We start from the raw sequence: 20,328 nt of genomic DNA, 5'->3' as shown, positions 1-20,328 counted from the left end.
CTTACCCGGCCTGGGATTCTTTGCCCGGTTTTTACCGGGCATTTTTATGCTTAGAACAGCTCGTGCGTTTCGCCGTTATCAATAATCTCTGTACCCACCTCATGCACCGCCTGCGTGGTTGGCTGCGTGCCTTCGATGAAATACTCGGCGCGGCTATTACCGCCATTAGCGAGCTGTCCGGTGCTACGGTCGATATTGACCGTGACCACACCCGGCGGTGGCGTTAATGGCTGCTCTGGTACGCCTTCAAGAACGGATTTCATGTACGCATCCCACGCCGGTTGTGCGCTTTTCGCGCCGCCTTCGTAGCCGGAAATCTGATCTTTAATCGCGCCGGATGCCGTGGTACGACCTAAGTCACGGCGATGATCGTCGAAACCGATCCACACCGAGGTCACTACGCCCGGACCGTAGCCGGAGAACCATGCATCTTTCGAGCTGTTAGTGGTACCCGTTTTACCGCCGATATCATGGCGCTGTAAATCGCGTCCCGCACGCCAGCCGGTACCCTGCCAGCCTGGTTCACCGAAGATGTTGGTGTTCAGCGCGCTCTTGATCAGGAATGACAGAGGCGTGTTGATCACATGCGGGGCATACTCCTGCGCGCCGGTCTGTGCAACCAGCGACTGGTTAGCCTGCTCCAGCTGTGGCTGCGGTACAACGATATTCGGCTGCTCCTGAGACACGGCAGGGTCTTCCATGTCCTTGTTTTCAAGCACCTCGGATTTCGGTGTATTGCCGTAAATGACCGGGATATCACACTCAGGGCAGGCAATTTTCGGTTTTGCCTCAAACAGCACGCCGCCCTGATCGTTCTCGATTTTACTGATGAAGAACGGGTCAACCAGGAAGCCACCGTTGGCCATCACCGAGTATCCACGTGCGACCTGAAGCGGCGTAAAGGAAGCGGAGCCTAACGCCAGCGACTCGGTGCGAACGATGTTCTGCGCCGGGAAGCCGAAACGCTGCAGATACTCTGCCGCATAGTCAACGCCCATTGCGCGCATGGCACGTACCATCACCACGTTTTTCGACTGTCCCAGACCCTGACGAAGACGAATAGGGCCGGCATATTCCGCAGGCGAGTTTTTCGGCTGCCAGTCGGAACCGGCACCAGCGTCCCAGCGGGAGATAGGCACGTCGTTAAGGATGCTGGCAAGGGTTAAGCCCTTATCCATCGCCGCGGTGTAGAGGAACGGCTTGATGTTGGAGCCAACCTGACGCAGTGCCTGAGTCGCGCGGTTGAACTTGCTCTGGTTGAAATCGAACCCGCCAACCAGCGCCATGACCGCACCATTCTGTGGGTTGATCGAGACCAGGGCCGAGTTGACGTCAGGGACCTGCGCCAGCCACCAGGCATCGCCCACCTTACGCACCCAGATTTGCTGTCCGGTCTGTACCACATCGGTGACTTTACGCGGGGTTGGCCCTTGCAGAGTGTCCGAACGGTAAGGTCGTGCCCAACGCATCCCGTCCATACGCAGGGAGACGGAAGTGCCATCCGCCAGGGTCGCAACGGCTTCCTGAGGATTGGCCTGCGTCACGACAGCAGGGAGGAGCGGGCCATAGGTTGGCAGCGCCCTCAGCGTGCTGGTGATTTTTTTGCTGTCCCACGCGCTTTCACCCACTTTCCAGAGCACGTTTGACGGGCCGCGATAGCCGTGACGCATGTCGTAGTCCATCACGTTGTTGCGCACCGCCTCCTGAGCCGCCTGCTGCACTTTGCGAGTGACGGTGGTGTACACGCGATAGCCATCTTCATAGGCCTTGTCGCCATAACGGCTCACCATCTCCTGGCGCACCATTTCGGTCAGGTAAGGCGCAGAGAAGGCGATCTCAGGGGCGTGGTAGTTGGCGTCAATGACATCGTTGCGCGCCTGGTCGTACTCGCTCTGGCTGATATAGCCTTCGCTCAGCATACGTGACAGGACGACGTTACGACGCGAGGTGGCGCGATCGAGCGAATAGAGCGGGTTAAACGTAGAAGGCGCTTTAGGCAGACCGGCGATGGTGGCCATTTCGCTTAAGGTGAGTTGATCCACCGGTTTACCGAAATACACCTGTGCCGCAGCCCCCACGCCATAAGCACGGTAGCCCAGGTAGATTTTATTGAGGTACAGCTCAAGGATTTCGTCCTTGCTCAGCAACTGCTCAATACGGATCGCCAGGAACACCTCTTTGATCTTACGTATCAGCGTTTTTTCAGGGCTGAGGAAGAAGTTACGCGCCAGCTGCTGCGTAATGGTACTTGCCCCCTGGGAGGCATGACCAGAGAACAACGCAATGCTCGCGGCGCGGAAAATCCCCACCGGATCGACACCGTGGTGCTCGTAAAAACGGCTGTCCTCGGTGGCGATAAAGGCTTTCACCATCACGGGCGGAATTTGGTTTAAGGTCAGCGGGATACGACGCTTCTCGCCATACTGCGCCATCAATTCGCCATCGGCGCTATAGACTTGCATCGGGATCTGGAGCCGCACATCGCGAAGCGTGGCGACATCAGGTAGCTGTGGCTCAATATATTTGTACAAACCGTAAATCGAGCCTGCTCCCAGCAGAATGCAACAGACTGCAAGGATGAATAAATACTTTACGAACTTCACCGGAGATTTCCCATTTGGTTTCACTTGGGCAGTTTCTAAACAATCGCGCGGTAGTATAAAGGCAAGCCTGATTCATTGATATAGCCGTCACGGCGACGGGCGATAAGGAGATCGTGAAGTATGGCTTTCAAAACATGGCAAACGGGCGTTCATATTCAACAGGATAGGGTGCTGATTGCGGCGCTGGCCCGGGAGAGAGGCGGCTGGTGTTTACGCCGCTGGTGGGCATTCACTCTTGCTGAAGGCACGATTCGTGACGGCAAAATTTGCCAGCCGGAACAGCTGGTTGATGCGTTGCGCGACTGGCGAAAGACGCTGCCGCATTATCACCGGGTCTATCTCTCATTCCCAGCCGCGCGCACTCTGCAAAGGTCGCTTCCCCGCCCGGCGGTTGCGCTGCGCGACAGCGAACAGCTCTCATGGCTGGGCGCGTCGCTCTCGCGCGAACTGGAGATGTCCGCAGATACCCTCTGTTTCGATTACACCCAGGATACGTTCAGCAATACGTATCACGTCACTGCCGCACAAAACAAGGAGGTTGAAACGCTGCTGGCGCTGGCGAAAACACTGCATTTGCGGCTGGCGACCATCACCCCGGATGCCAGCGCGCTGGGGAACCTGCTCCCTGCGGTAGCACCGACGCCGTGCGTCGCCTGGCGGGATCAGCATCAATGGCTGTGGGCCATGCGCCACCAGTGGGGACGTCGATACACCACGGAAGCAGAAAACGTCACTGAGCTGGCGGCGCTGCTGGCCCTCAACCCGAACGACATCGCGCTGTTTGATACCCAACGGACGCCATGGGAAACCCTGCAACGCTGCCATGCTCCTCTCCCCGAATGCGGAGCTGACTTTACCGTCGCGCTGGCACTGGCTATGAGTGAGGAGCCTGAATGAACGTCACCAATTTCCTGCCCTGGCGTCAGCAGCGTCGCGCGCGATGCCTGCGTTTCTGGGGCGGCATGTTTATCAGCACGTCGCTGCTGATCCTCATGATCGTTTTCAGTCTGCGAATGAACCATCAGGTAACGCTGCGCGCGCTGCAAAGTCAGCTTGTGGGAACCCAGTCCGTGCAGCGTGGCCTTATGTCTCGCCAGAAACTGACCACCGTGACGCAGAAGCCTGCGGGCACGCTGCAACGACACGCATGGCAACCGGTGCTGGAATCACTTTCCCGCGCCATGCCCCCACAGGTCTGGCTGACAGAGCTGCGTTATCAGCCTCCCGCGCTGATGATGATCGGGTATGCCTCCACCCTTCCGGCTCTCTCTGCGCTACGCAACGGGGTGAGACAACTCGCCGGCTTTACGCCCGGGCCTGAAGGGGAGCTTCGGCAGGATAGCCAGGGGCGCTGGATGTTCACTCTGCACCTGAAAAGCGAGGGGTAGCGCGTGGAGACTCTGTTAGAACGCTGGTGTGATAGCCGCCCCTGGTGTCGGCTGATCTGCATGTGTCTGGGGATTTTCCTTGTGGGACTGGCAGCATGGAGCACGGTGCTTCGGCCAGTTGAGAGGGAGTGTACAGAGCGACAGCAGCAGCTGGTCCAGGAGGTGCGGACTAACGCGTCGCTGTGGCCTTCCGCCAGTAAGACAGCGCTTCGTCCGGAAACCCAGACGGCACGGGAGATGATGCCATTTTCGCCGCTCGATTTTCAGGGTGAAGGAACAACGCTCCTGCACTGGAAGCCGTTGCAGAACGGCGGCGAACTGGCGCTGGAATCGGCGTGGCAGGCGATCCCCGCACTCTTTTCCCGGCTGGCACAGCGGGATGTGCAGGTCGCTGCTTTTACGATTTCGCCCCAAAGTACGGTGTTACGCCTGCGGCTGGAGCTGGAACATGCGAAATAGCGCGAAGTGCCTGCTGGTTTGTTCCGTGCTGTTATTGACCGGCATGCGCGATCCGTTTCGTCCGCCGGATGACCCTTGCGCTACGGGCGAGCTGGCGCAGTGGCACTACCGCGGAATGGTAGCAGGACAGCAGCGACTGGCTATTTTACAGGACGGGCAACAGCGCTGGCATCGTATGAAAATGCACGATCGTTTTCCGGCGGGCTGGCAGATAACCGCCATCAATGAAACGGAACTGGTCATTGCCGTGGGGGAGACATGTGAACCCGGGCAATGGACGTGGCAACGAGAAGGAAAGGATACAAATGACGTTAAGGATAGTGCTGTTGCTGCTGGCGTTCAGCCACCCGCTGTGGGCCGCCGCGCCAAAGCCGGTCACGCTGGTGGTGGATGATGTTCCTGTGGCCCAGGTGCTCCAGGCACTGGTTACGCAGGAGAACCGTAATCTGGTGATATCGCCCGATGTCAGCGGCACGCTCTCGCTTAATCTGACGGGCGTCCCCTGGCGGCAAGCATTGCAGACGGTCGTTGCCAGCGCCGGGCTCGTTTTGCACGAGGAGCGCAGCATTTTTTATGTTCATACCCCGGCATGGCTGCGCGATCGGCGGGAACGTTTAGAGCAGGAGCGGGCGCGTCGACAGCTTGATGCACCGCTGGTCTCGCAAAGCCTCCCTTTTTCATATGCGGATGCCGGGGAACTGCAAAAAGCCGCGGAAAAGCTTCTGAGTCCAAAGGGGAGTGTATCGGTCGACAAACGTACCAACCGCCTGCTGGTCAGAGATAACGCGGCCGCGCTGGAAGCGCTGCAGCAGTGGGCGTTGCAGATGGATATTCCCGTCGAGCAGGTTGAGCTGGCGGCGCACATTGTCACCATTAATGAAAAAAGCCTCCGTGAGCTGGGCGTGAAATGGAATCTCGCTGACGCTACCGAGGCGGGCAGGGTTGGACAGATTACGACGCTTGGCAGCGATCTGTCCGTGGCCAGCGCAACCAGCCATGTGGGGTTTAACATCGGGCGGATTAACGGCAGGCTGCTGGATCTGGAGTTATCTGCGCTGGAACAAAAACAGCAGGTCGATATCATCGCCAGCCCCCGGCTGCTGGCCTCGCATATGCAACCGGCAAGCATCAAGCAGGGCAGTGAGATCCCGTATCAGGTCTCAAGCGGCGAAAGCGGCGCGACCTCGGTGGAGTTTAAAGAGGCAGTACTCGGAATGGAGGTCACGCCGGTGGTATTGCCCGGTGGACGCGTGCGACTGAAATTACACATCAGTGAAAACATGCCGGGACAGGTGTTGCAGCAGGCTGACGGTGAAACGCTGGCCATCGACAAGCAGGAGATAGAAACCCAGGTGGAGGTCAAAAGTGGAGAAACGCTGGCGCTGGGCGGGATTTTCTCGCAAAAGAATAAAACCGGCAGTGACGGCGTACCCGGGCTTAGCCGCATCCCCTGGCTGGGACAACTTTTTCGCCATGATGGAAAAGACAATGAACGGCGTGAGTTAGTGGTGTTTATTACACCACGTCTGGTGGCTATTCACTGACGGGTAACGATCCCCGCAATGATTTTGCATTCAGTTTGTTGCAGATGTTTGACGTGGGGCATGAATTAGCATACAAGGAGTACCGATTTGAGTTGGACTTACGTCTTATTACCTTATGCGACCGGCGTGGTGATTTAATCAGTTGCCAAACAAGCCGGAGTATTGAGATAATTTTTAGTCTGACTCTCGCTCTATTGCATATGAGGTTTCAGTTCATGTCCTGCTACGCCGGGTGTCTGCGAAGCGGGGATTACCATTAACGAATAGTCTTAGTAGTACCGATAAAATGGCAGAGAAACGCAATATCTTTCTGGTTGGGCCTATGGGTGCCGGCAAAAGCACTATTGGGCGTCAGTTAGCTCAACAACTCAATATGGAATTTTACGATTCTGATCAAGAGATTGAGAAACGAACCGGAGCTGATGTGGGCTGGGTTTTCGATGTAGAAGGCGAAGAAGGTTTCCGTGACCGAGAAGAAAAAGTGATCAACGAACTCACGGAAAAACAGGGCATCGTACTGGCAACAGGCGGCGGCTCTGTGAAATCTCGCGAAACCCGCAACCGTCTCTCCGCCCGTGGCGTAGTGGTCTATCTTGAGACGACCATTGAGAAACAGCTGGCACGTACGCAGCGCGATAAAAAGCGCCCGCTGCTGCAGGTTGAAACGCCACCTCGCGAAGTTCTGGAAGCGTTGGCCGATGAACGCAATCCGCTGTACGAAGAGATTGCCGATGTGACCATTCGCACTGACGATCAGAGCGCTAAAGTGGTTGCAAACCAGATTATTCATATGCTGGAAAGCAACTGATTCTGGCTTTATATACACTCGCCTGCGGGTAAAGCATTAAAGGTGGATGTCGCGTCATGGAGAGGATTACAGTTACTCTCGGGGAACGTAGTTACCCTATCACCATCGCGGCTGGTTTGTTTAACGACCCAGCTTCCTTTTTACCACTAAAAGCGGGTGATCAGGCGATGCTGGTCACCAATGAGACGCTGGCTCCGCTTTATCTCGACCGCGTACGCCACCTGCTTGAGCAGGCAGGCGTTAAATTCGACAGTGTGATTCTGCCCGATGGCGAGCAGTATAAAAGCCTGACGGTACTGGATACCGTCTTTACCGCATTGCTGCAAAAACCGCATGGTCGCGATACAACACTGCTTGCCCTGGGCGGCGGTGTTGTGGGCGATCTGACCGGCTTTGCGGCCGCAAGTTATCAACGTGGCGTTCGTTTTATTCAAATCCCGACCACGTTGCTGTCACAGGTCGACTCCTCTGTCGGCGGCAAAACCGCAGTCAACCATCCGCTCGGCAAAAACATGATTGGCGCGTTCTACCAACCCGCATCGGTCGTGGTGGATCTCGACTGTCTGAAAACCCTGCCGACGCGCGAGCTGGCTTCGGGTCTGGCTGAAGTGATCAAATACGGCATTATTCTGGATGGCGAGTTCTTTAACTGGCTGGAAGAGAATATGGATGCGTTGTTGCGCCTGGATGAAGCAAAACTGGCATACTGCATTCGTCGTTGTTGTGAACTGAAAGCAGAAGTTGTCGCCGCAGACGAGCGTGAAACCGGCTTACGTGCTTTACTGAATCTTGGGCATACGTTTGGTCACGCCATTGAAGCCGAAATGGGTTACGGCAACTGGTTGCACGGTGAAGCCGTCGCAGCCGGAATGGTCATGGCAGCCCGCACCTCTGAACGTCTGGGTCAGTTTAAACCGGAAGAGACGGCACGTATCATTGCGCTGCTTGAACGTGCAGGTTTGCCGGTAACCGGGCCGCAGGAGATGTCGGCGCAAGCGTATTTACCCCACATGATGCGCGATAAAAAAGTATTGGCAGGTGAGATGCGTCTTGTACTCCCGCTTGCAATAGGGAAGAGTGAAGTGCGCGGCGGAGTGTCGCACGATGTCGTTCTTGGCGCTATCGCTGATTGTCAGCAGGCGTAACAACTAGAAAGGTCAGGCCACTTTTACCGGTGGTCGTTTAGCTTCAGGCGAAATGCAAAGACGTAGGCATAAGCCTTTGAGTGGGGTGTTAAATGGATGAATTCAAACCAGAAGACGAGCTGAAACCCGATCCCAGCGATCGTCGTACTGGTCGTTCTCGTCAATCTTCAGAACGTGATAACGAGCCGCAGATCAACTTTGACGATGTTGAACTGGATGCAGACGATCGTCGCCCTTCGCGTAGCCGCAACGCGCGTGATGAGCGAGAAGAAGAGGATTATGAGTCCGAAGAAGATTCAATGGACGAACAGCCTGTAGAGCGTCGCCCGCGTAAACGTAAAAAAGCCGCTGCGCAGAAACCGGCTTCCCGCCAGTATATTATGATGGGCCTTGGCGTTTTGGTGCTTGTGCTGCTGATTGTTGGCATTGGCTCCGCGCTGAAAGCACCGTCAACGAACTCAACCGAGCAGACGGCTTCTACTGAGAAGAGCATTAATCTTTCCGGTAACGATGCGACGGATCAGGCGAACGGTGCGCAGCCAGCGCCGGGCACCACTTCCGCTGAGCAGACTGCCAGCAACACCACGACGCCGCAGGATGTTTCCATGCCGCCTGTGTCATCAACCCCAGCTCAGGGCCAGGCTCCCGTTACGCCTGAAGGCCAGCAGCGTGTAGAAGTTCAGGGAGACCTGAACAATGCACTGACGCAGCCACAGAACCAGCAGCAGGTTGATAACGTTGTGGTGAACTCTACGCTGCCAACTGAACCTGCAACCGTTGCGCCGATTCGCGGTGGTAACGCTCAGCCGCAAACTGCGGCGACGGAAACCAAGCCGCGTCAGACGCAAACGGCGACACGTCCTGAACGTAAGCAGGCGGTGATTGAGCCTAAGCGTGAAACCAAACCTCAGGCCGTAGTCAAAGCGCCTGAAGTGAAAGCCGCACCGACACAGCCGAAACACACGGCTACAGCTGCCGTGAACGAGCCGGCCAAAGCGCCAGTCACGCAGACTGCACCGAAAGCGACGGCGACCACAACGGCACCGGCGGCCACCACTGCGCCTGCCGCGACGGCTTCCAGCACGACAGCAGGCAAAACCGCAGGCAACGTCAGCTCGCTGAAATCTGCGCCATCCAGCAACTACACGCTGCAGTTGAGCAGTTCGTCTAACTATGACAACCTCAACGGTTGGGCGAAGAAATCAAATCTGAAAAACTACGTGGTTTATCAGACGACCCGAAACGGTCAACCGTGGTATGTGTTGGTTAGCGGGGTTTATGCATCCAAAGATGAAGCGAAACGTGCCGTGGCGTCGCTGCCTGCAGATGTTCAGGCTAAAAACCCATGGGCGAAGCCGATTCATCAGGTTCAGGCCGATCTGAAGTAATGTTTAAAGCGCAGGATGCTGTCGGAGCTTTCTCCACAGCCGGAGAAGGTGTAATCAGTTAGTCAGCATGAAAAAAAATCGCGCTTTTCTGAAATGGGCAGGGGGGAAATACCCCCTGCTCGATGATATTAAAAAGCACCTGCCAAAAGGCGAGTGTCTTATCGAGCCCTTCGTGGGTGCAGGATCGGTGTTCCTGAACACCGATTTTTCTCGTTATATCCTCGCGGATATCAACAGCGACCTTATCAGCCTCTATAACATCGTCAAACTGCGTACCGATGAGTATGTGGAAGAGGCGCGTAAGCTGTTTACGCCTGAGAACAACAACCCTGACGTCTACTATCGGTTCCGCACGGAGTTTAATCAGAGCCAGGATCCGTTCCGCCGCGCTCTGTTGTTCCTCTATCTCAACCGTCATGGTTACAACGGCCTGTGCCGGTATAATCTGCGTGGTGAATTCAACGTGCCGTTTGGTCGTTATAAGCGCCCGTACTTCCCGCAGGACGAGTTATATCACTTTGCTGCAAAAGCGCAGAATGCAGAGTTCCACTGTCTCTCCTATGAGGAGTGTATGGAACTGGCGGGCGTAAATTCGGTGGTTTACTGTGACCCTCCGTACGCCCCGCTGTCGGCGACGGCGAATTTCACCGCCTACCATACCAACAGCTTCAGCCCGGCCGAACAGGCGCGTCTGGCGGAGATGGCGGAAAAGCTGGTCAGCAAAAGAATTCCGGTGTTAATTTCGAATCACGATACGCCTGATACGCGCGAATGGTATAAAGCCGCGAAGCATTTTCAGGTTAAAGTGCGACGTAGCATTAGCAGCAACGGCGGCACACGTAAAAAGGTGGACGAACTCCTGGCTCTTTATCGCCCCTGAGCCGTTTTGCCCGCCGGTAAACACATTTCAAGGAGATGCGGATGAAACAGTTTTTGATTGCTCCCTCAATTCTGTCGGCCGATTTTGCCCGCCTGGGTGAAGACACGGCTAAAGCTCTCGCGGCTGGCGCAGATGTCGTCCATTTCGACGTTATGGATAACCACTATGTCCCCAACCTGACGATTGGCCCAATGGTGCTCAAGGCGCTGCGTAACTACGGCATCACCGCGCCGATCGACGTTCACCTGATGGTGAAGCCGGTCGACCGAATCGTGCCAGACTTCGCCGCGGCGGGGGCCAGCATCATCACTTTCCATCCGGAAGCCTCTGAACATGTGGACCGCACCCTGCAGCTGATCAAAGAGAATGGCTGTAAGGCGGGTCTGGTGTTTAACCCGGCCACGCCGTTGAGCTATCTCGATCATGTCATGGATAAACTGGACGTCATTTTGCTGATGTCTGTTAACCCGGGCTTTGGCGGTCAGTCGTTCATCCCTCATACGCTGGACAAGCTGCGCGAAGTGCGCCGTCGTATTGATGAGTCAGGCTACGATATTCGCCTGGAAGTGGACGGCGGTGTGAAAGTGAATAACATTGGTGAAATTGCGGCAGCGGGCGCGGATATGTTCGTTGCCGGGTCGGCCATTTTCGACCAACCGGATTACAAAAAAGTCATTGATGAAATGCGCCGCGAGCTGGCGAAGGTAAGTCATGGATAAATTGCAGGCAATTCGGGGTGTAGCGTTCGACCTCGACGGCACGCTGGTTGACAGCGCGCCGGGCTTAACGAGCGCCGTGGATCAGGCGCTGTATGCCCTTGAGCTGCCCGTTGCGGGCGAAGAACGTGTTGTGACGTGGATTGGCAACGGTGCCGATGTGCTGATGGAGCGCGCGTTAACGTGGGCTCGTCAGGAGCGCGCGTCGCAGCGTTCCGCGCAGGGCAAACCGAGCGTCGATCACGCGGATATCCCTCAGGATGAGCAGCTGCGTATTCTGCGCAAACTGTTCAATCGTTTCTATGAAGAGACCGTTGAAGAGGGGAGTTTTCTCTTCCCGGACGTCCAGGAAACCCTGAGCGCGCTGCATGCCAAAGGCATCCCGCTTGGGCTGGTGACCAATAAACCCACGCCGTTTGTTGCCCCTCTTCTCGACGCGCTGGATATCGCGAAATATTTCTCCGTGATTGTGGGCGGCGATGATGTGCAAAACAAAAAGCCGCATCCGGAACCGCTGTTGCTGGTGGCAGGAAAATTATCCTTAACACCTGCGGAGCTGCTCTTTGTCGGGGATTCCCGCAATGATATTCTGGCTGCCCGCGCGGCAGGATGTCCTTCCGTCGGATTGACCTATGGCTACAACTACGGTGAGGCCATTACGCTGAGTGAGCCGGATGTTGTGTTCGACCACTTCAAAGATTTGTTGCCCGCACTCGGGCTTTCGCACAGTGAACATCAGGAATTGAATAATGACTAAGCCCATCGTATTTAGTGGCGCACAGCCGTCAGGTGAATTGACCATTGGTAACTACATGGGTGCGTTGCGTCAGTGGGTCAGCATGCAGGATGACTACCATTGCATTTACTGCATCGTGGACCTTCATGCTATCACTGCGCGTCAGGATCCTGAGAAGCTGCGCAAAGCCACCCTGGACACCCTAGCCCTCTATCTGGCCTGCGGCATCGATCCTGAGAAGAGCACCATTTTCGTTCAGTCACATGTACCAGAGCACGCACAGCTGGGCTGGGCGCTGAACTGCTACACCTACTTCGGTGAACTGAGCCGCATGACCCAGTTCAAGGATAAATCCGCACGCTATTCTGAAAACATCAACGCCGGTCTGTTTGACTATCCGGTGCTGATGGCGGCTGACATTCTGCTGTACCAGACCAACCAGGTTCCTGTCGGCGAAGACCAGAAACAGCACCTGGAGCTGAGCCGCGATATCGCCCAGCGCTTCAACGCGCTTTATGGCGAGGTGTTTAAAGTACCAGAGCCGTTTATTCCGAAATCGGGCGCACGCGTCATGTCGCTGCTGGAACCGACCAAGAAGATGTCCAAGTCAGACGATAACCGCAACAACGTTATCGGCCTGCTGGAAGATCCGAAATCCGTGGTTAAAAAGCTTAAGCGTGCGGTGACCGACTCCGACGAGCCGCCAGTGGTGCGCTACGACGTGCAGAATAAAGCGGGCGTTTCCAACCTGCTGGATATTCTCTCCGGTGTCACCGGCCAGAGCATTCCAGAGCTGGAGCAGCACTTCGAAGGCAAGATGTATGGTCACCTGAAAGGTGAAGTGGCAGACGCCGTTTCCGGCATGTTGACCGAGTTGCAGGAGCGTTATCACCGCTACCGTAACGACGAAGCTTTCCTGCAGAAGGTGATGAAAGACGGCGCGGAAAAAGCCAGCGCGCGCGCGTCAGAAACCCTCAAAGCGGTGTATGAAGCGATTGGATTTGTGGGTAAACCATAGGTACAAAGCAAAACGGTAACCACGTTACCGTTTTTAGGGTTTGTTCCCTCTCTCTGTGGGAGAGGGTAAGGGTGAGGGCATCAGGCCGCACTTCCCAAAACTAAAAAACCGGGAAATCCCGGTTTTTTTACGCCTGAAAACGGCTTACTGCTGTGCCGCCTGTCCGCAACCACCGATGATCTTCGAAATGGAGATCGCCGGGTGCAGCAGATAATCGTAGCTGCAGTTATTTTTGGTGTTTTGAACGTGACCGGTACAGGCCGTCAGGGTCGATAACAGGCCAACCAGAACGGCGGCTTTTGCCAGCTTGAACATACGCATTCCTTGTCTAAAAAATTGGATGTAATACGAGGGAATAAATGGAAAAGTTCCACTATGCGGGCGGTATGTTAGCGGTAGCCGTTAGAGGGGAGTAGTCCGCTTAAGGACTACTCGAAGAAGGAAAAATATGTGTCAGTGATTCGAGAACCAGTTCAGCTTATCGCGTAATTCAACCACGCGACCCACCACAATCAACGCCGGACTTTCAACCTGCTGCGCCAGCTCGCCGAGTTGAGTCAGCACACCATCGACAACACGCTGCGTAATGGCGGTACCGTTTTCAACCAGCGCAACGGGCATATCTGCCTCCATGCCGTGCTCCAGCAGTTTCGCCTGAATGGTGGCGGCCTGATTCAGCCCCATGTAGAAGACCAGCGTCTGCTTTTCAGCGGCCAGGTTATGCCAGTCCAGTTCGCTGCCGGTTTTGAGGTGGCCCGTCACCAGACGCACGCTCTGCGCGTAATCGCGGTGGGTCAGCGGGATGCCGGAGTAGGCTGAGCAGCCGGACGCCGCCGTAATCCCTGGCACCACGGAGAACGGAATACCTGCGTTGCACAGGGTTTCCAGCTCTTCGCCGCCGCGACCAAAGATAAACGGATCGCCGCCTTTCAGACGCACCACGCGCTTACCTTTCTGCGCCTCGCGCAGCAGGATCTGGTTAATCTCTTCCTGCGGTACGCAGTGGTAGCCCGCGCGCTTGCCGACGAAGACGCGATCGGCGTCGCGACGCACCAGGTTCATGATGTCATCGGAGACCAGGCGGTCGTAGACCACGATATCCGCCTGCTGGATCTGTTGCAGGCCTTTCAGCGTCAGTAAGCCTGCATCGCCAGGACCCGCGCCGACCAGCACCACTTCACCACGGTGATCCAGCGGTTCGTTCAGTAACTGTTCGGTCGTCTCTTCCACCGCTTTTGTGTCCTGGTTCGCCAGCGACTGCGCCAGCCTGTCGTTCACAAAGAACTTTTCCCAGAAGCGACGGCGCTCCCCTACGGTCGCGAAGGTTTGCTTCACGCGGGAACGAAGTTGTCCGGCATAGTGGGCAATCTGACCAAGATGCTGCGGCAGCACGGCTTCCAGTTTTTCCCGCAGCAGGCGGGCGAGAACAGGAGAGCGTCCACCGGATGACACCGCAATCATCAGCGGTGAGCGGTCGATAATCGACGGCATGATAAAGCTGGCTTCTTTCGGCGCATCTACCACGTTGCAGAAGATACGCCGCGCTTCGCAGGCATCGCTGACGCGCTGATTCACGGCATCGTCATCCGTTGCGGCAATGGTCAGCCAGCAGGTATCCAGCAGGGATTCATCAAACTCTCCTTGTACCCGCGTGAGCATCCCTTCCTGGGCCCAGACGTCAAACTGCGGGGTGAAGGTGAGAGCATTCACGGTCAGTCGGGCCCCCGCTTCCAGCAGCAGGCGCGCCTTGCGCTCAGCCACATCGCCGCCGCCCACAAGCAGGCAGTCGCGATGGCGTAATTGACAAAAAATCGGCAGGTGGTCCACGACGATACCTCACAGCATTCAAGGAGGGGGTAAGCATTGACGTCAGGATAACAGCAGGAATCGCCGAAAATATACGGTTTTTCCTGCCGTTACCCATAAGGGGTCATAAGCCTTTCCTATTGAAAAGGCGGGGGGTTACGCTTTGAGCTGCACCTTGCCGTCCTTCACGCGGACGTCATAGTGCTTCACGGAGACGCTTTCATCTTCCATGCAGCGTCCGTCGGTTAAACGGAAACGCTGCTTTTTCAGCGGGCTGGCGACCCACAGTTCACCCTGGTGCTCGGCAATCAGGCCACGGGAGAGCACGCTGGCCTCGAAGAACGGGTCGATATTGCTGATGGCAAAAACCTGTTCATCGTGACGGGGACGGAAAATCGCGACCTGCTCGTTACCCAGCAGCGCACACACGCCGGTGGCAGGCAGAATGTCGTTAATCTCGCAAATGTTTACCCACTGGCTCATGCGTTTTCCTCCACCAGCGTGACTGGAATGCGTTCATACGGTGTTGCCGGGCGATGCTGCTCGCGCTCTGGCACCACCTGCACGTTCGGGTCGCGCTGGGTGCTGTTGATAAAGTGTTTGAAGCGTGTCTGCGCCGCAGGGGTATTCACGGTTTCGGTCCACTCGCAGATCACTGCCTCGCGCAGGCGAGCCATCTCTGCTTCCAGATGCTCGTTCAGGCCCAACTTGTCGTCGATGATCACCGCTTTCAGATAATCAATGCCGCCTTCCAGGTTATCCAGCCAGGACGCTGTACGGGTCAGCTTATCGGCGGTACGGATGTAGAACATCATGAAGCGGTCGAGGTACTTAATCAGCGTGTCGTGGTCAAGATCCGCTGCCAGCAGGTCTGCATGGCGTGGTTTCATCCCGCCGTTACCGCAGACGTACAGGTTCCAGCCTTTTTCGGTGGCGATAATACCCACGTCTTTACCCTGCGCTTCGGCACATTCACGGGTACAGCCGGAGACGCCGAACTTCATTTTGTGCGGGGTACGGATGCCCTTGTAGCGGTTTTCCAGCTCCACGCCGAAGCCGACGCTGTCGCCCACGCCGTAGCGGCACCAGGTGCTGCCCACGCAGGTTTTCGCCATACGCAACGCTTTGGCATACGCGTGGCCGGTTTCGAAGCCTGCTTCAATCAGTTGGCGCCAGATTTCTGGCAGGTCGTCTTTCTGCGCCCCAAACAGCCCGATACGTTGTGAACCGGTAATTTTGGTGTACAGGTTAAATTCGCGGGCGATCCGGCCCACCGCGACCAGCCCTTCCGGCGTGATTTCGCCACCGGCGGAACGTGGAATGACGGAGTAGGTGCCGTCTTTCTGAATGTTCGCCAGGAAGTTGTCATTGGTATCCTGCAGCGGCGTGTGCTCGGGTTTGAGCACGTATTCATTCCAGCAGGAGGCCAGCAGGGAGCCGACGGTCGGTTTACACACTTCACAGCCGTAACCCTGGCCGTGTTTCGCCAGCAGTTCGTCGAAGGACTTAATGCCTTCCACACGGATCAGGTGATACAGCTCCTGGCGAGAGTAAGCAAAATGCTCGCACAGGTTGTTGTTCACTTCGATGCCCTGTTTCGCCAGCTCGGCGTTCAGCACCTGAGTCACCAGTGGAATACATCCGCCACAGCCGGTACCGGCTTTAGTTTCGGCTTTCAGCGCGGCTACGGTATGGCAGCCCTTGTTGATGGCAGAGATCAGCATGCCTTTGGTGACGTCGAAGCAGGAGCAAATCTGCGCGCTGTCCGGCAGTTTATCCACGCCGATGGACGGTTTACCGCTTGAGGCGTGCGCCGGGAGGATCAGCGCGTCCGGGTTTTCCGGCAGCTCGATGGCGTTGAGCACCAGCTGGAGCAGGTTACCGAAGTCGCTGGTATCGCCTACCAGTACTGCGCCGAGCAGGGTTTTATTGTCCTTACTGACGATAAGACGTTTGTAGACTTCTTTGCTTTCGTCGAGATAGACGTAGCTGCGAGCGCCAGACGTGCGGCCATGCGCATCGCCGATACCGCCCACGTCCACGCCCAGCAGCTTCAGCTTGGCGCTCATATCCGCGCCGGTGAAGGCGTTTTCGCTGCCGAGAATATGGTCCACGGCGACCTGCGCCATTTTGTAGCCTGGCGCCACGAGACCGTATACGCGGTTATTCCAGCTGGCGCATTCGCCAATCGCGTAGATATCCGGGTCGGAGGTCTGGCAGGTATCGTTAATCATGATCCCGCCGCGCTGCGCGACGGCCAGACCGCACTGGGTTGCCAGTTTGTCGCGTGGACGAATACCGGTGGAGAAGACGATAAAGTCTACTTCCAGCTCGCTGCCGTCAGCAAAGCGCATGGTTTTACGTGCTTCGGTGCCTTCCTGCACGATCTCTTTGGTGTTCTTGCTGGTGTGAACTTTCACGCCCATGCTTTCGATTTTACGGCGAAGCTGGTCGCCACCCATGTGGTCGAGCTGTTCGGCCATCAGCATCGGGGCAAATTCGATGACGTGGGTTTCTACGCCGAGGTTTTTCAGCGCGCCCGCGGCTTCTAAGCCCAGCAGACCGCCGCCGACAACGGCGCCGCGCTTGCTGCGGCGTGCGCAGGATTCAATGGCGTTGAGGTCTTCAATCGTACGGTAAACGAAGCAATCCTGAGTTTCAGAACCTTTAATAGGCGGGATCCACGGATACGAGCCTGTCGCCATGATCAGCTTGTCGTAAAAAACCGTACGCCCGGCGCTGGAGTGGATCACTTTTTCCTGACGGTTGATGGTGATGGCGCGTTCGCCCACCAGCACTTTTACGCCATGCTTCTCATAGAAACCTTCACGCACTAAAGAGAGCTCTTCGGCGGTATGATGGGAGAAGTAGGAAGACAAGTGCACACGGTCGTACGCCTTGCGGGGTTCTTCACAGAACACGGTAATATCGAACTGGTCGGCACCGGCTTTATCGAGAAGATCCTCAATAAAGCGATGGCCGACCATGCCGTTACCGATGATAGCGAGTCTGACTTTGCTCATTTTTGCCTCGATTTCTTTTCTATTACTGCCTACCTTAACGATTCAGCAGGGGCGCTTATTGATGTAAATCAAATACGTCTTCGCCTACTCCTTAGGTGGTATGCAGCTGATTTGTCAGGATTTTTATAAGTTATGGAAATCGCAGGCTTTTCGGGGGCGTCGATTTTGTGTACAAAGCAATGGCGTATTTTTGAACAAAAATATGCTTAAACAACGTTGCGTTGATCAGGGGATAAGAAATGTCTACAACACCGCTTTGGCTTGTTCAGAATGTTCGCTTACCGGGCCGGGAAGGACTATGGCAACTCGCCATTGAGAACGGGCGATTTGGTGACATCACCCCAATGGACGACACCCGCGCTGAAAGTTATGAAGTGTTGAACGCGCGCGGTGGGCTGGCGATCCCACCGTTTATCGAGCCGCATATCCATCTTGATACCACCCAGACGGCAGGCGAGCCGAACTGGAATCAGTCGGGCACGCTCTTTGAGGGCATTGAACGCTGGGCGGAGCGCAAAGCGTTACTCAGCCATGACGACGTCAAAGCGCGCGCCTGGAAAACGCTGAAGTGGCAAATCGCCAACGGCATTCAGTTTGTCCGTACCCATGTGGATGTCTCCGACCCGACGCTCACCGCCCTGAAGGCCATGCTGGAAGTGAAGCAGGAGGTGGCCCCATGGGTGACGCTGCAAATCGTCGCGTTCCCCCAGGAGGGTATTCTCTCTTACCCGAACGGCGCGGCGCTGCTGGAAGAGGCGTTAAAACTGGGTGCCGACGTGGTGGGGGCGATCCCGCACTTCGAATTCACCCGGGAGTATGGCGTCCAGTCGCTGCATATTGCTTTTGCACTGGCGAAGAAATATGACCGTCCGCTGGATATCCATTGCGATGAAATTGACGACGAACAGTCGCGGTTTGTCGAGACGGTGGCTACCCTGGCCTACGAGGCCAGCATCGGTCCGCGCGTGACCGCCAGCCATACTACCGCCATGCACTCCTACAACGGTGCGTACACCTCGCGCCTGTTCCGCCTGTTGAAGATGTCGGGGATTAACTTCGTCGCTAACCCGCTGGTCAATATCCACCTGCAGGGGCGTTTTGACGACTATCCTAAGCGCCGCGGCATCACGCGCGTGAAGGAACTCCAGGAAGCAGGCATTAATGTCTGCTTTGGTCATGACGATGTTTTTGACCCCTGGTACCCGCTGGGAACCGGCAATATGCTCCAGGTGCTGCACATGGGGTTACACGTCTGCCAGATGATGGGCTATCCGCAAATCGACAGCGGCCTGGATCTGATCACCCATAACAGCGCCCGTACCTTTGGCCTGAGCGATTACGGTATTGCCACGGGCAATCCGGCGAATCTGGTGATTTTGCCTGCGGAAAGCGGGTTCGAAGCGGTGCGCTGTCAGGTGCCGGTGCGCTGGTCGATTCGTCAGGGGCGGGTGATTGCCACGACGCAGCTGGCGCAGACGTGGATCCAGATGGATATCGGGGGTGAAGAGGTCAGCTTTGCCAGAAACAGCCCCTCTGCGTAGCGCAAAGGGGCGTGAAGGTTAGTGAGACGCTACCGCGTTGTGCTGGCGGTGGCGAGTCACGAAGCCCAGCACGAAGCACATGATGAACACCACGGCATACAGACCGTTAGCGGTGTGCAGCGCCGCCAGCGGGCCGCTGTGGGCAACGATCGGCCCCGTCACCACAAAGGTGAGCATGGTGCCGATGGTACCGCAGGTCAGCACGAAGTTAACCAGCTTCGGCGAAGCTACTTTGGTCTGCAGGGAGCCCAGCGTGATGATAGAGGTGTAAATCGCGCTGGAGAAGAAGCCCAGGGTCATAATGAACCACGGCATATTGTCCGGGGAACCGTTGATGAACAGATACATCAGCACGGTTGCCAGGCCCGCCAGCACCGTCAGGATGCGCTGCAGATCGAAGAAGCGCAGGATGAAGCTAAACGCCCACATGCCGAACATGTAAGACATCCAGAAATCGCTTACCAGTTTACCCGCGTCGTTCAGGCTCATGCCCAGGCCTTTCGCGTATTCCGGTACCCAGGAGATAAAGCCCAGCTGGCCGAGGATATAGCACAGGGCGGCGATGGAGAGGAACAGTACGCCGATGCCCCATTTCTCTTTCGCGACGGGTTCTGCGCTGGTTTGCGCTTTTTTGCCCAGAACCGGGAATTCACAGCCGAAGGTCAGAATAAAGATTGCTACGTAAACCAGACCGATACAGGCATAGACCCAGTACCACTCAATGCTGCGTGCCAGCAGAACGGCGGCCACCATCGGGAAAATCATCCCGGCCATGCTGAAGAAGGAGTCGGTGAACAGCAGGCGCGCGCCGCGCTGACGGCCTTCATACATATGGGTAATCAGGAACGTACCGATCGACATGGTGATCCCGCTGACCAGGCCGAGCACGAACATGGCGGCGGAGAACAACGCGATGCTGTGACTCAGCATCAGACCCGCCACGGCGGCGACCATCAGCACAAAACCAAAACGCAACTGCGTCTTCAGCGGCACGATTTCCATCAGCCAGGCATTCAGGAAGATAGAGATGAGGATACCGGCGTTGAGGAAGGTAAAGGTGTTACTCATACTGGAGACGGGCAGCTGGAAGTAGTCTGCGATATTCCCCATCACCATCCCGGTGACGATCACCAACGCGCCGGTCAGGGCGTAGGAGAAGAAGCTGATCCATGTGAGCTTGATGCGATTGCTGTTAGTCATGTCTGGCCTGTTCAAAAAAAGAAAAGCGCCCGGAAGGCGCTGAGAGCGGGCAGATTTTAGACATTAAAGTGAT

19 protein-coding genes are annotated in these 20,328 nt (G+C 56.3%); 13 read left to right on the top strand and 6 right to left on the bottom strand.

Annotation, left to right across the window (positions count from 1 at the left end; genetic code table 11):
- Window positions 1-50 precede the first annotated feature (50 nt).
- Window positions 51-2,603: a peptidoglycan glycosyltransferase/peptidoglycan DD-transpeptidase MrcA gene (gene mrcA / locus ACOTXR_RS18815; RefSeq protein WP_014885532.1), complete on the bottom strand. Its 2,553-nt coding sequence runs from the start codon at window positions 2,601-2,603 to the stop codon at window positions 51-53.
- Window positions 2,604-2,723: 120 nt separating this feature from the next.
- Here mrcA and ACOTXR_RS18810 point away from each other — a divergent pair, with 120 nt between their 5' ends.
- The 12 genes from ACOTXR_RS18810 to trpS all read left to right on the top strand — a co-directional run bounded on the left by ACOTXR_RS18810 (window position 2,724) and on the right by trpS (window position 12,685).
- Complete coding sequence (locus tag ACOTXR_RS18810) at window positions 2,724-3,500, top strand: hypothetical protein (RefSeq protein WP_023331485.1); 777 nt, start codon at window positions 2,724-2,726, stop codon at window positions 3,498-3,500.
- Window positions 3,497-3,991, top strand: a complete 495-nt coding sequence (locus ACOTXR_RS18805) for a PilN domain-containing protein (protein WP_023331484.1) — start codon at window positions 3,497-3,499, stop codon at window positions 3,989-3,991. The genes ACOTXR_RS18810 and ACOTXR_RS18805 overlap by 4 nt, the downstream gene beginning before the upstream one ends.
- 3 nt (window positions 3,992-3,994) lie before the next feature.
- Complete coding sequence (locus tag ACOTXR_RS18800) at window positions 3,995-4,450, top strand: hypothetical protein (protein ID WP_023331483.1); 456 nt, start codon at window positions 3,995-3,997, stop codon at window positions 4,448-4,450.
- Complete coding sequence (locus ACOTXR_RS18795; protein WP_045268727.1) at window positions 4,440-4,844, top strand: HofP DNA utilization family protein; 405 nt, start codon at window positions 4,440-4,442, stop codon at window positions 4,842-4,844. The genes ACOTXR_RS18800 and ACOTXR_RS18795 overlap by 11 nt, the downstream gene beginning before the upstream one ends.
- Window positions 4,756-5,994 (top strand): DNA uptake porin HofQ, encoded by a 1,239-nt coding sequence (gene hofQ / locus ACOTXR_RS18790; protein WP_023338839.1) that lies wholly within the window; start codon window positions 4,756-4,758, stop codon window positions 5,992-5,994. The genes ACOTXR_RS18795 and hofQ overlap by 89 nt, the downstream gene beginning before the upstream one ends.
- Before the next feature lie 286 nt (window positions 5,995-6,280).
- Window positions 6,281-6,802 carry a shikimate kinase AroK gene (gene aroK, locus ACOTXR_RS18785; RefSeq protein WP_003861630.1) on the top strand — a complete coding sequence of 174 codons (522 nt, stop codon included), beginning with the start codon at window positions 6,281-6,283 and terminating at the stop codon, window positions 6,800-6,802.
- A 56-nt stretch (window positions 6,803-6,858) separates the two neighbouring features.
- On the top strand, window positions 6,859-7,947 hold the full coding sequence (aroB, locus tag ACOTXR_RS18780) for a 3-dehydroquinate synthase (RefSeq protein ID WP_058690273.1): 1,089 nt from the start codon (window positions 6,859-6,861) through the stop codon (window positions 7,945-7,947).
- A gap of 92 nt (window positions 7,948-8,039) precedes the next feature.
- On the top strand, window positions 8,040-9,335 hold the full coding sequence (gene damX / locus ACOTXR_RS18775; protein WP_058690272.1) for a cell division protein DamX: 1,296 nt from the start codon (window positions 8,040-8,042) through the stop codon (window positions 9,333-9,335).
- 67 nt (window positions 9,336-9,402) lie between these two features.
- Window positions 9,403-10,215 carry an adenine-specific DNA-methyltransferase gene (gene dam / locus ACOTXR_RS18770; protein ID WP_014885524.1) on the top strand — a complete coding sequence of 271 codons (813 nt, stop codon included), beginning with the start codon at window positions 9,403-9,405 and terminating at the stop codon, window positions 10,213-10,215.
- 41 nt (window positions 10,216-10,256) lie between these two features.
- Window positions 10,257-10,934 carry a ribulose-phosphate 3-epimerase gene (rpe, locus tag ACOTXR_RS18765; protein WP_014885523.1) on the top strand — a complete coding sequence of 226 codons (678 nt, stop codon included), beginning with the start codon at window positions 10,257-10,259 and terminating at the stop codon, window positions 10,932-10,934.
- Entirely contained in the window at window positions 10,927-11,688 is a 762-nt protein-coding gene (gene gph, locus ACOTXR_RS18760) for a phosphoglycolate phosphatase (protein ID WP_023337906.1), read from the top strand. Before rpe ends, gph begins: the two co-directional genes overlap by 8 nt.
- Entirely contained in the window at window positions 11,681-12,685 is a 1,005-nt protein-coding gene (gene trpS / locus ACOTXR_RS18755) for a tryptophan--tRNA ligase (RefSeq protein ID WP_014885521.1), read from the top strand. Before gph ends, trpS begins: the two co-directional genes overlap by 8 nt.
- Before the next feature lie 144 nt (window positions 12,686-12,829).
- Here the strand turns inward: trpS and ACOTXR_RS18750 are convergent, their stop codons facing one another.
- The 4 genes from ACOTXR_RS18750 to nirB all read right to left on the bottom strand — a co-directional run bounded on the left by ACOTXR_RS18750 (window position 12,830) and on the right by nirB (window position 17,514).
- Window positions 12,830-13,000, bottom strand: coding sequence for a YhfL family protein (locus ACOTXR_RS18750; RefSeq protein WP_014885520.1), 171 nt, complete (start codon window positions 12,998-13,000; stop codon window positions 12,830-12,832).
- Between the two features lie 138 nt (window positions 13,001-13,138).
- Window positions 13,139-14,512: a siroheme synthase CysG gene (cysG, locus tag ACOTXR_RS18745; RefSeq protein ID WP_014885519.1), complete on the bottom strand. Its 1,374-nt coding sequence runs from the start codon at window positions 14,510-14,512 to the stop codon at window positions 13,139-13,141.
- A 135-nt stretch (window positions 14,513-14,647) separates the two neighbouring features.
- The gene (gene nirD / locus ACOTXR_RS18740) at window positions 14,648-14,974 is read right to left on the bottom strand and encodes a nitrite reductase small subunit NirD (protein ID WP_014885518.1); all 327 of its coding nucleotides are present in this window, start codon (window positions 14,972-14,974) and stop codon (window positions 14,648-14,650) included.
- A complete protein-coding gene (gene nirB, locus ACOTXR_RS18735) occupies window positions 14,971-17,514 on the bottom strand; it encodes a nitrite reductase large subunit NirB (protein ID WP_058690270.1) in 2,544 nt (847 codons plus the stop codon). Before nirB ends, nirD begins: the two co-directional genes overlap by 4 nt.
- A gap of 239 nt (window positions 17,515-17,753) precedes the next feature.
- On the opposite strand from nirB, the gene ACOTXR_RS18730 reads away from it, so the two are divergent.
- A complete protein-coding gene (locus ACOTXR_RS18730; RefSeq protein ID WP_058690269.1) occupies window positions 17,754-19,055 on the top strand; it encodes a cytosine deaminase in 1,302 nt (433 codons plus the stop codon).
- A gap of 18 nt (window positions 19,056-19,073) precedes the next feature.
- On the opposite strand, the gene tsgA is transcribed toward ACOTXR_RS18730, so the two are convergent.
- Entirely contained in the window at window positions 19,074-20,255 is a 1,182-nt protein-coding gene (tsgA, locus tag ACOTXR_RS18725) for an MFS transporter TsgA (RefSeq protein WP_023331476.1), read from the bottom strand.
- Window positions 20,256-20,328: the final 73 nt, after the last annotated feature.

The sequence above is a fragment of the Enterobacter cloacae complex sp. IR53030 genome (assembly GCF_049238365.1).
Classification (GTDB): Bacteria; Pseudomonadota; Gammaproteobacteria; order Enterobacterales; family Enterobacteriaceae; genus Enterobacter; species Enterobacter kobei.
The sequence above is the reverse complement of the archived record's forward strand: the minus strand, read 5'-3'. Positions and strand labels throughout refer to the sequence as shown.

Excerpts from the sequence above, each read along its gene's own strand:
- ACOTXR_RS18810 (WP_023331485.1), top strand. The coding sequence starts at position 2,724 with ATGGCTTTCAAAACATGGCAAACGGGCGTTCATATTCAACAGGATAGG.
- ACOTXR_RS18805 (WP_023331484.1), top strand. The coding sequence starts at position 3,497 with ATGAACGTCACCAATTTCCTGCCCTGGCGTCAGCAGCGTCGCGCGCGA.
- ACOTXR_RS18795 (WP_045268727.1), top strand. The coding sequence starts at position 4,440 with ATGCGAAATAGCGCGAAGTGCCTGCTGGTTTGTTCCGTGCTGTTATTG.
- hofQ (WP_023338839.1), top strand. The coding sequence starts at position 4,756 with ATGACGTTAAGGATAGTGCTGTTGCTGCTGGCGTTCAGCCACCCGCTG.
- aroK (WP_003861630.1), top strand. The coding sequence starts at position 6,281 with ATGGCAGAGAAACGCAATATCTTTCTGGTTGGGCCTATGGGTGCCGGC.
- aroB (WP_058690273.1), top strand. The coding sequence starts at position 6,859 with ATGGAGAGGATTACAGTTACTCTCGGGGAACGTAGTTACCCTATCACC.
- damX (WP_058690272.1), top strand. The coding sequence starts at position 8,040 with ATGGATGAATTCAAACCAGAAGACGAGCTGAAACCCGATCCCAGCGAT.
- dam (WP_014885524.1), top strand. The coding sequence starts at position 9,403 with ATGAAAAAAAATCGCGCTTTTCTGAAATGGGCAGGGGGGAAATACCCC.
- rpe (WP_014885523.1), top strand. The coding sequence starts at position 10,257 with ATGAAACAGTTTTTGATTGCTCCCTCAATTCTGTCGGCCGATTTTGCC.
- gph (WP_023337906.1), top strand. The coding sequence starts at position 10,927 with ATGGATAAATTGCAGGCAATTCGGGGTGTAGCGTTCGACCTCGACGGC.
- trpS (WP_014885521.1), top strand. The coding sequence starts at position 11,681 with ATGACTAAGCCCATCGTATTTAGTGGCGCACAGCCGTCAGGTGAATTG.
- ACOTXR_RS18750 (WP_014885520.1), bottom strand. The coding sequence starts at position 13,000 with ATGTTCAAGCTGGCAAAAGCCGCCGTTCTGGTTGGCCTGTTATCGACC.
- nirD (WP_014885518.1), bottom strand. The coding sequence starts at position 14,974 with ATGAGCCAGTGGGTAAACATTTGCGAGATTAACGACATTCTGCCTGCC.
- nirB (WP_058690270.1), bottom strand. The coding sequence starts at position 17,514 with ATGAGCAAAGTCAGACTCGCTATCATCGGTAACGGCATGGTCGGCCAT.
- ACOTXR_RS18730 (WP_058690269.1), top strand. The coding sequence starts at position 17,754 with ATGTCTACAACACCGCTTTGGCTTGTTCAGAATGTTCGCTTACCGGGC.
- tsgA (WP_023331476.1), bottom strand. The coding sequence starts at position 20,255 with ATGACTAACAGCAATCGCATCAAGCTCACATGGATCAGCTTCTTCTCC.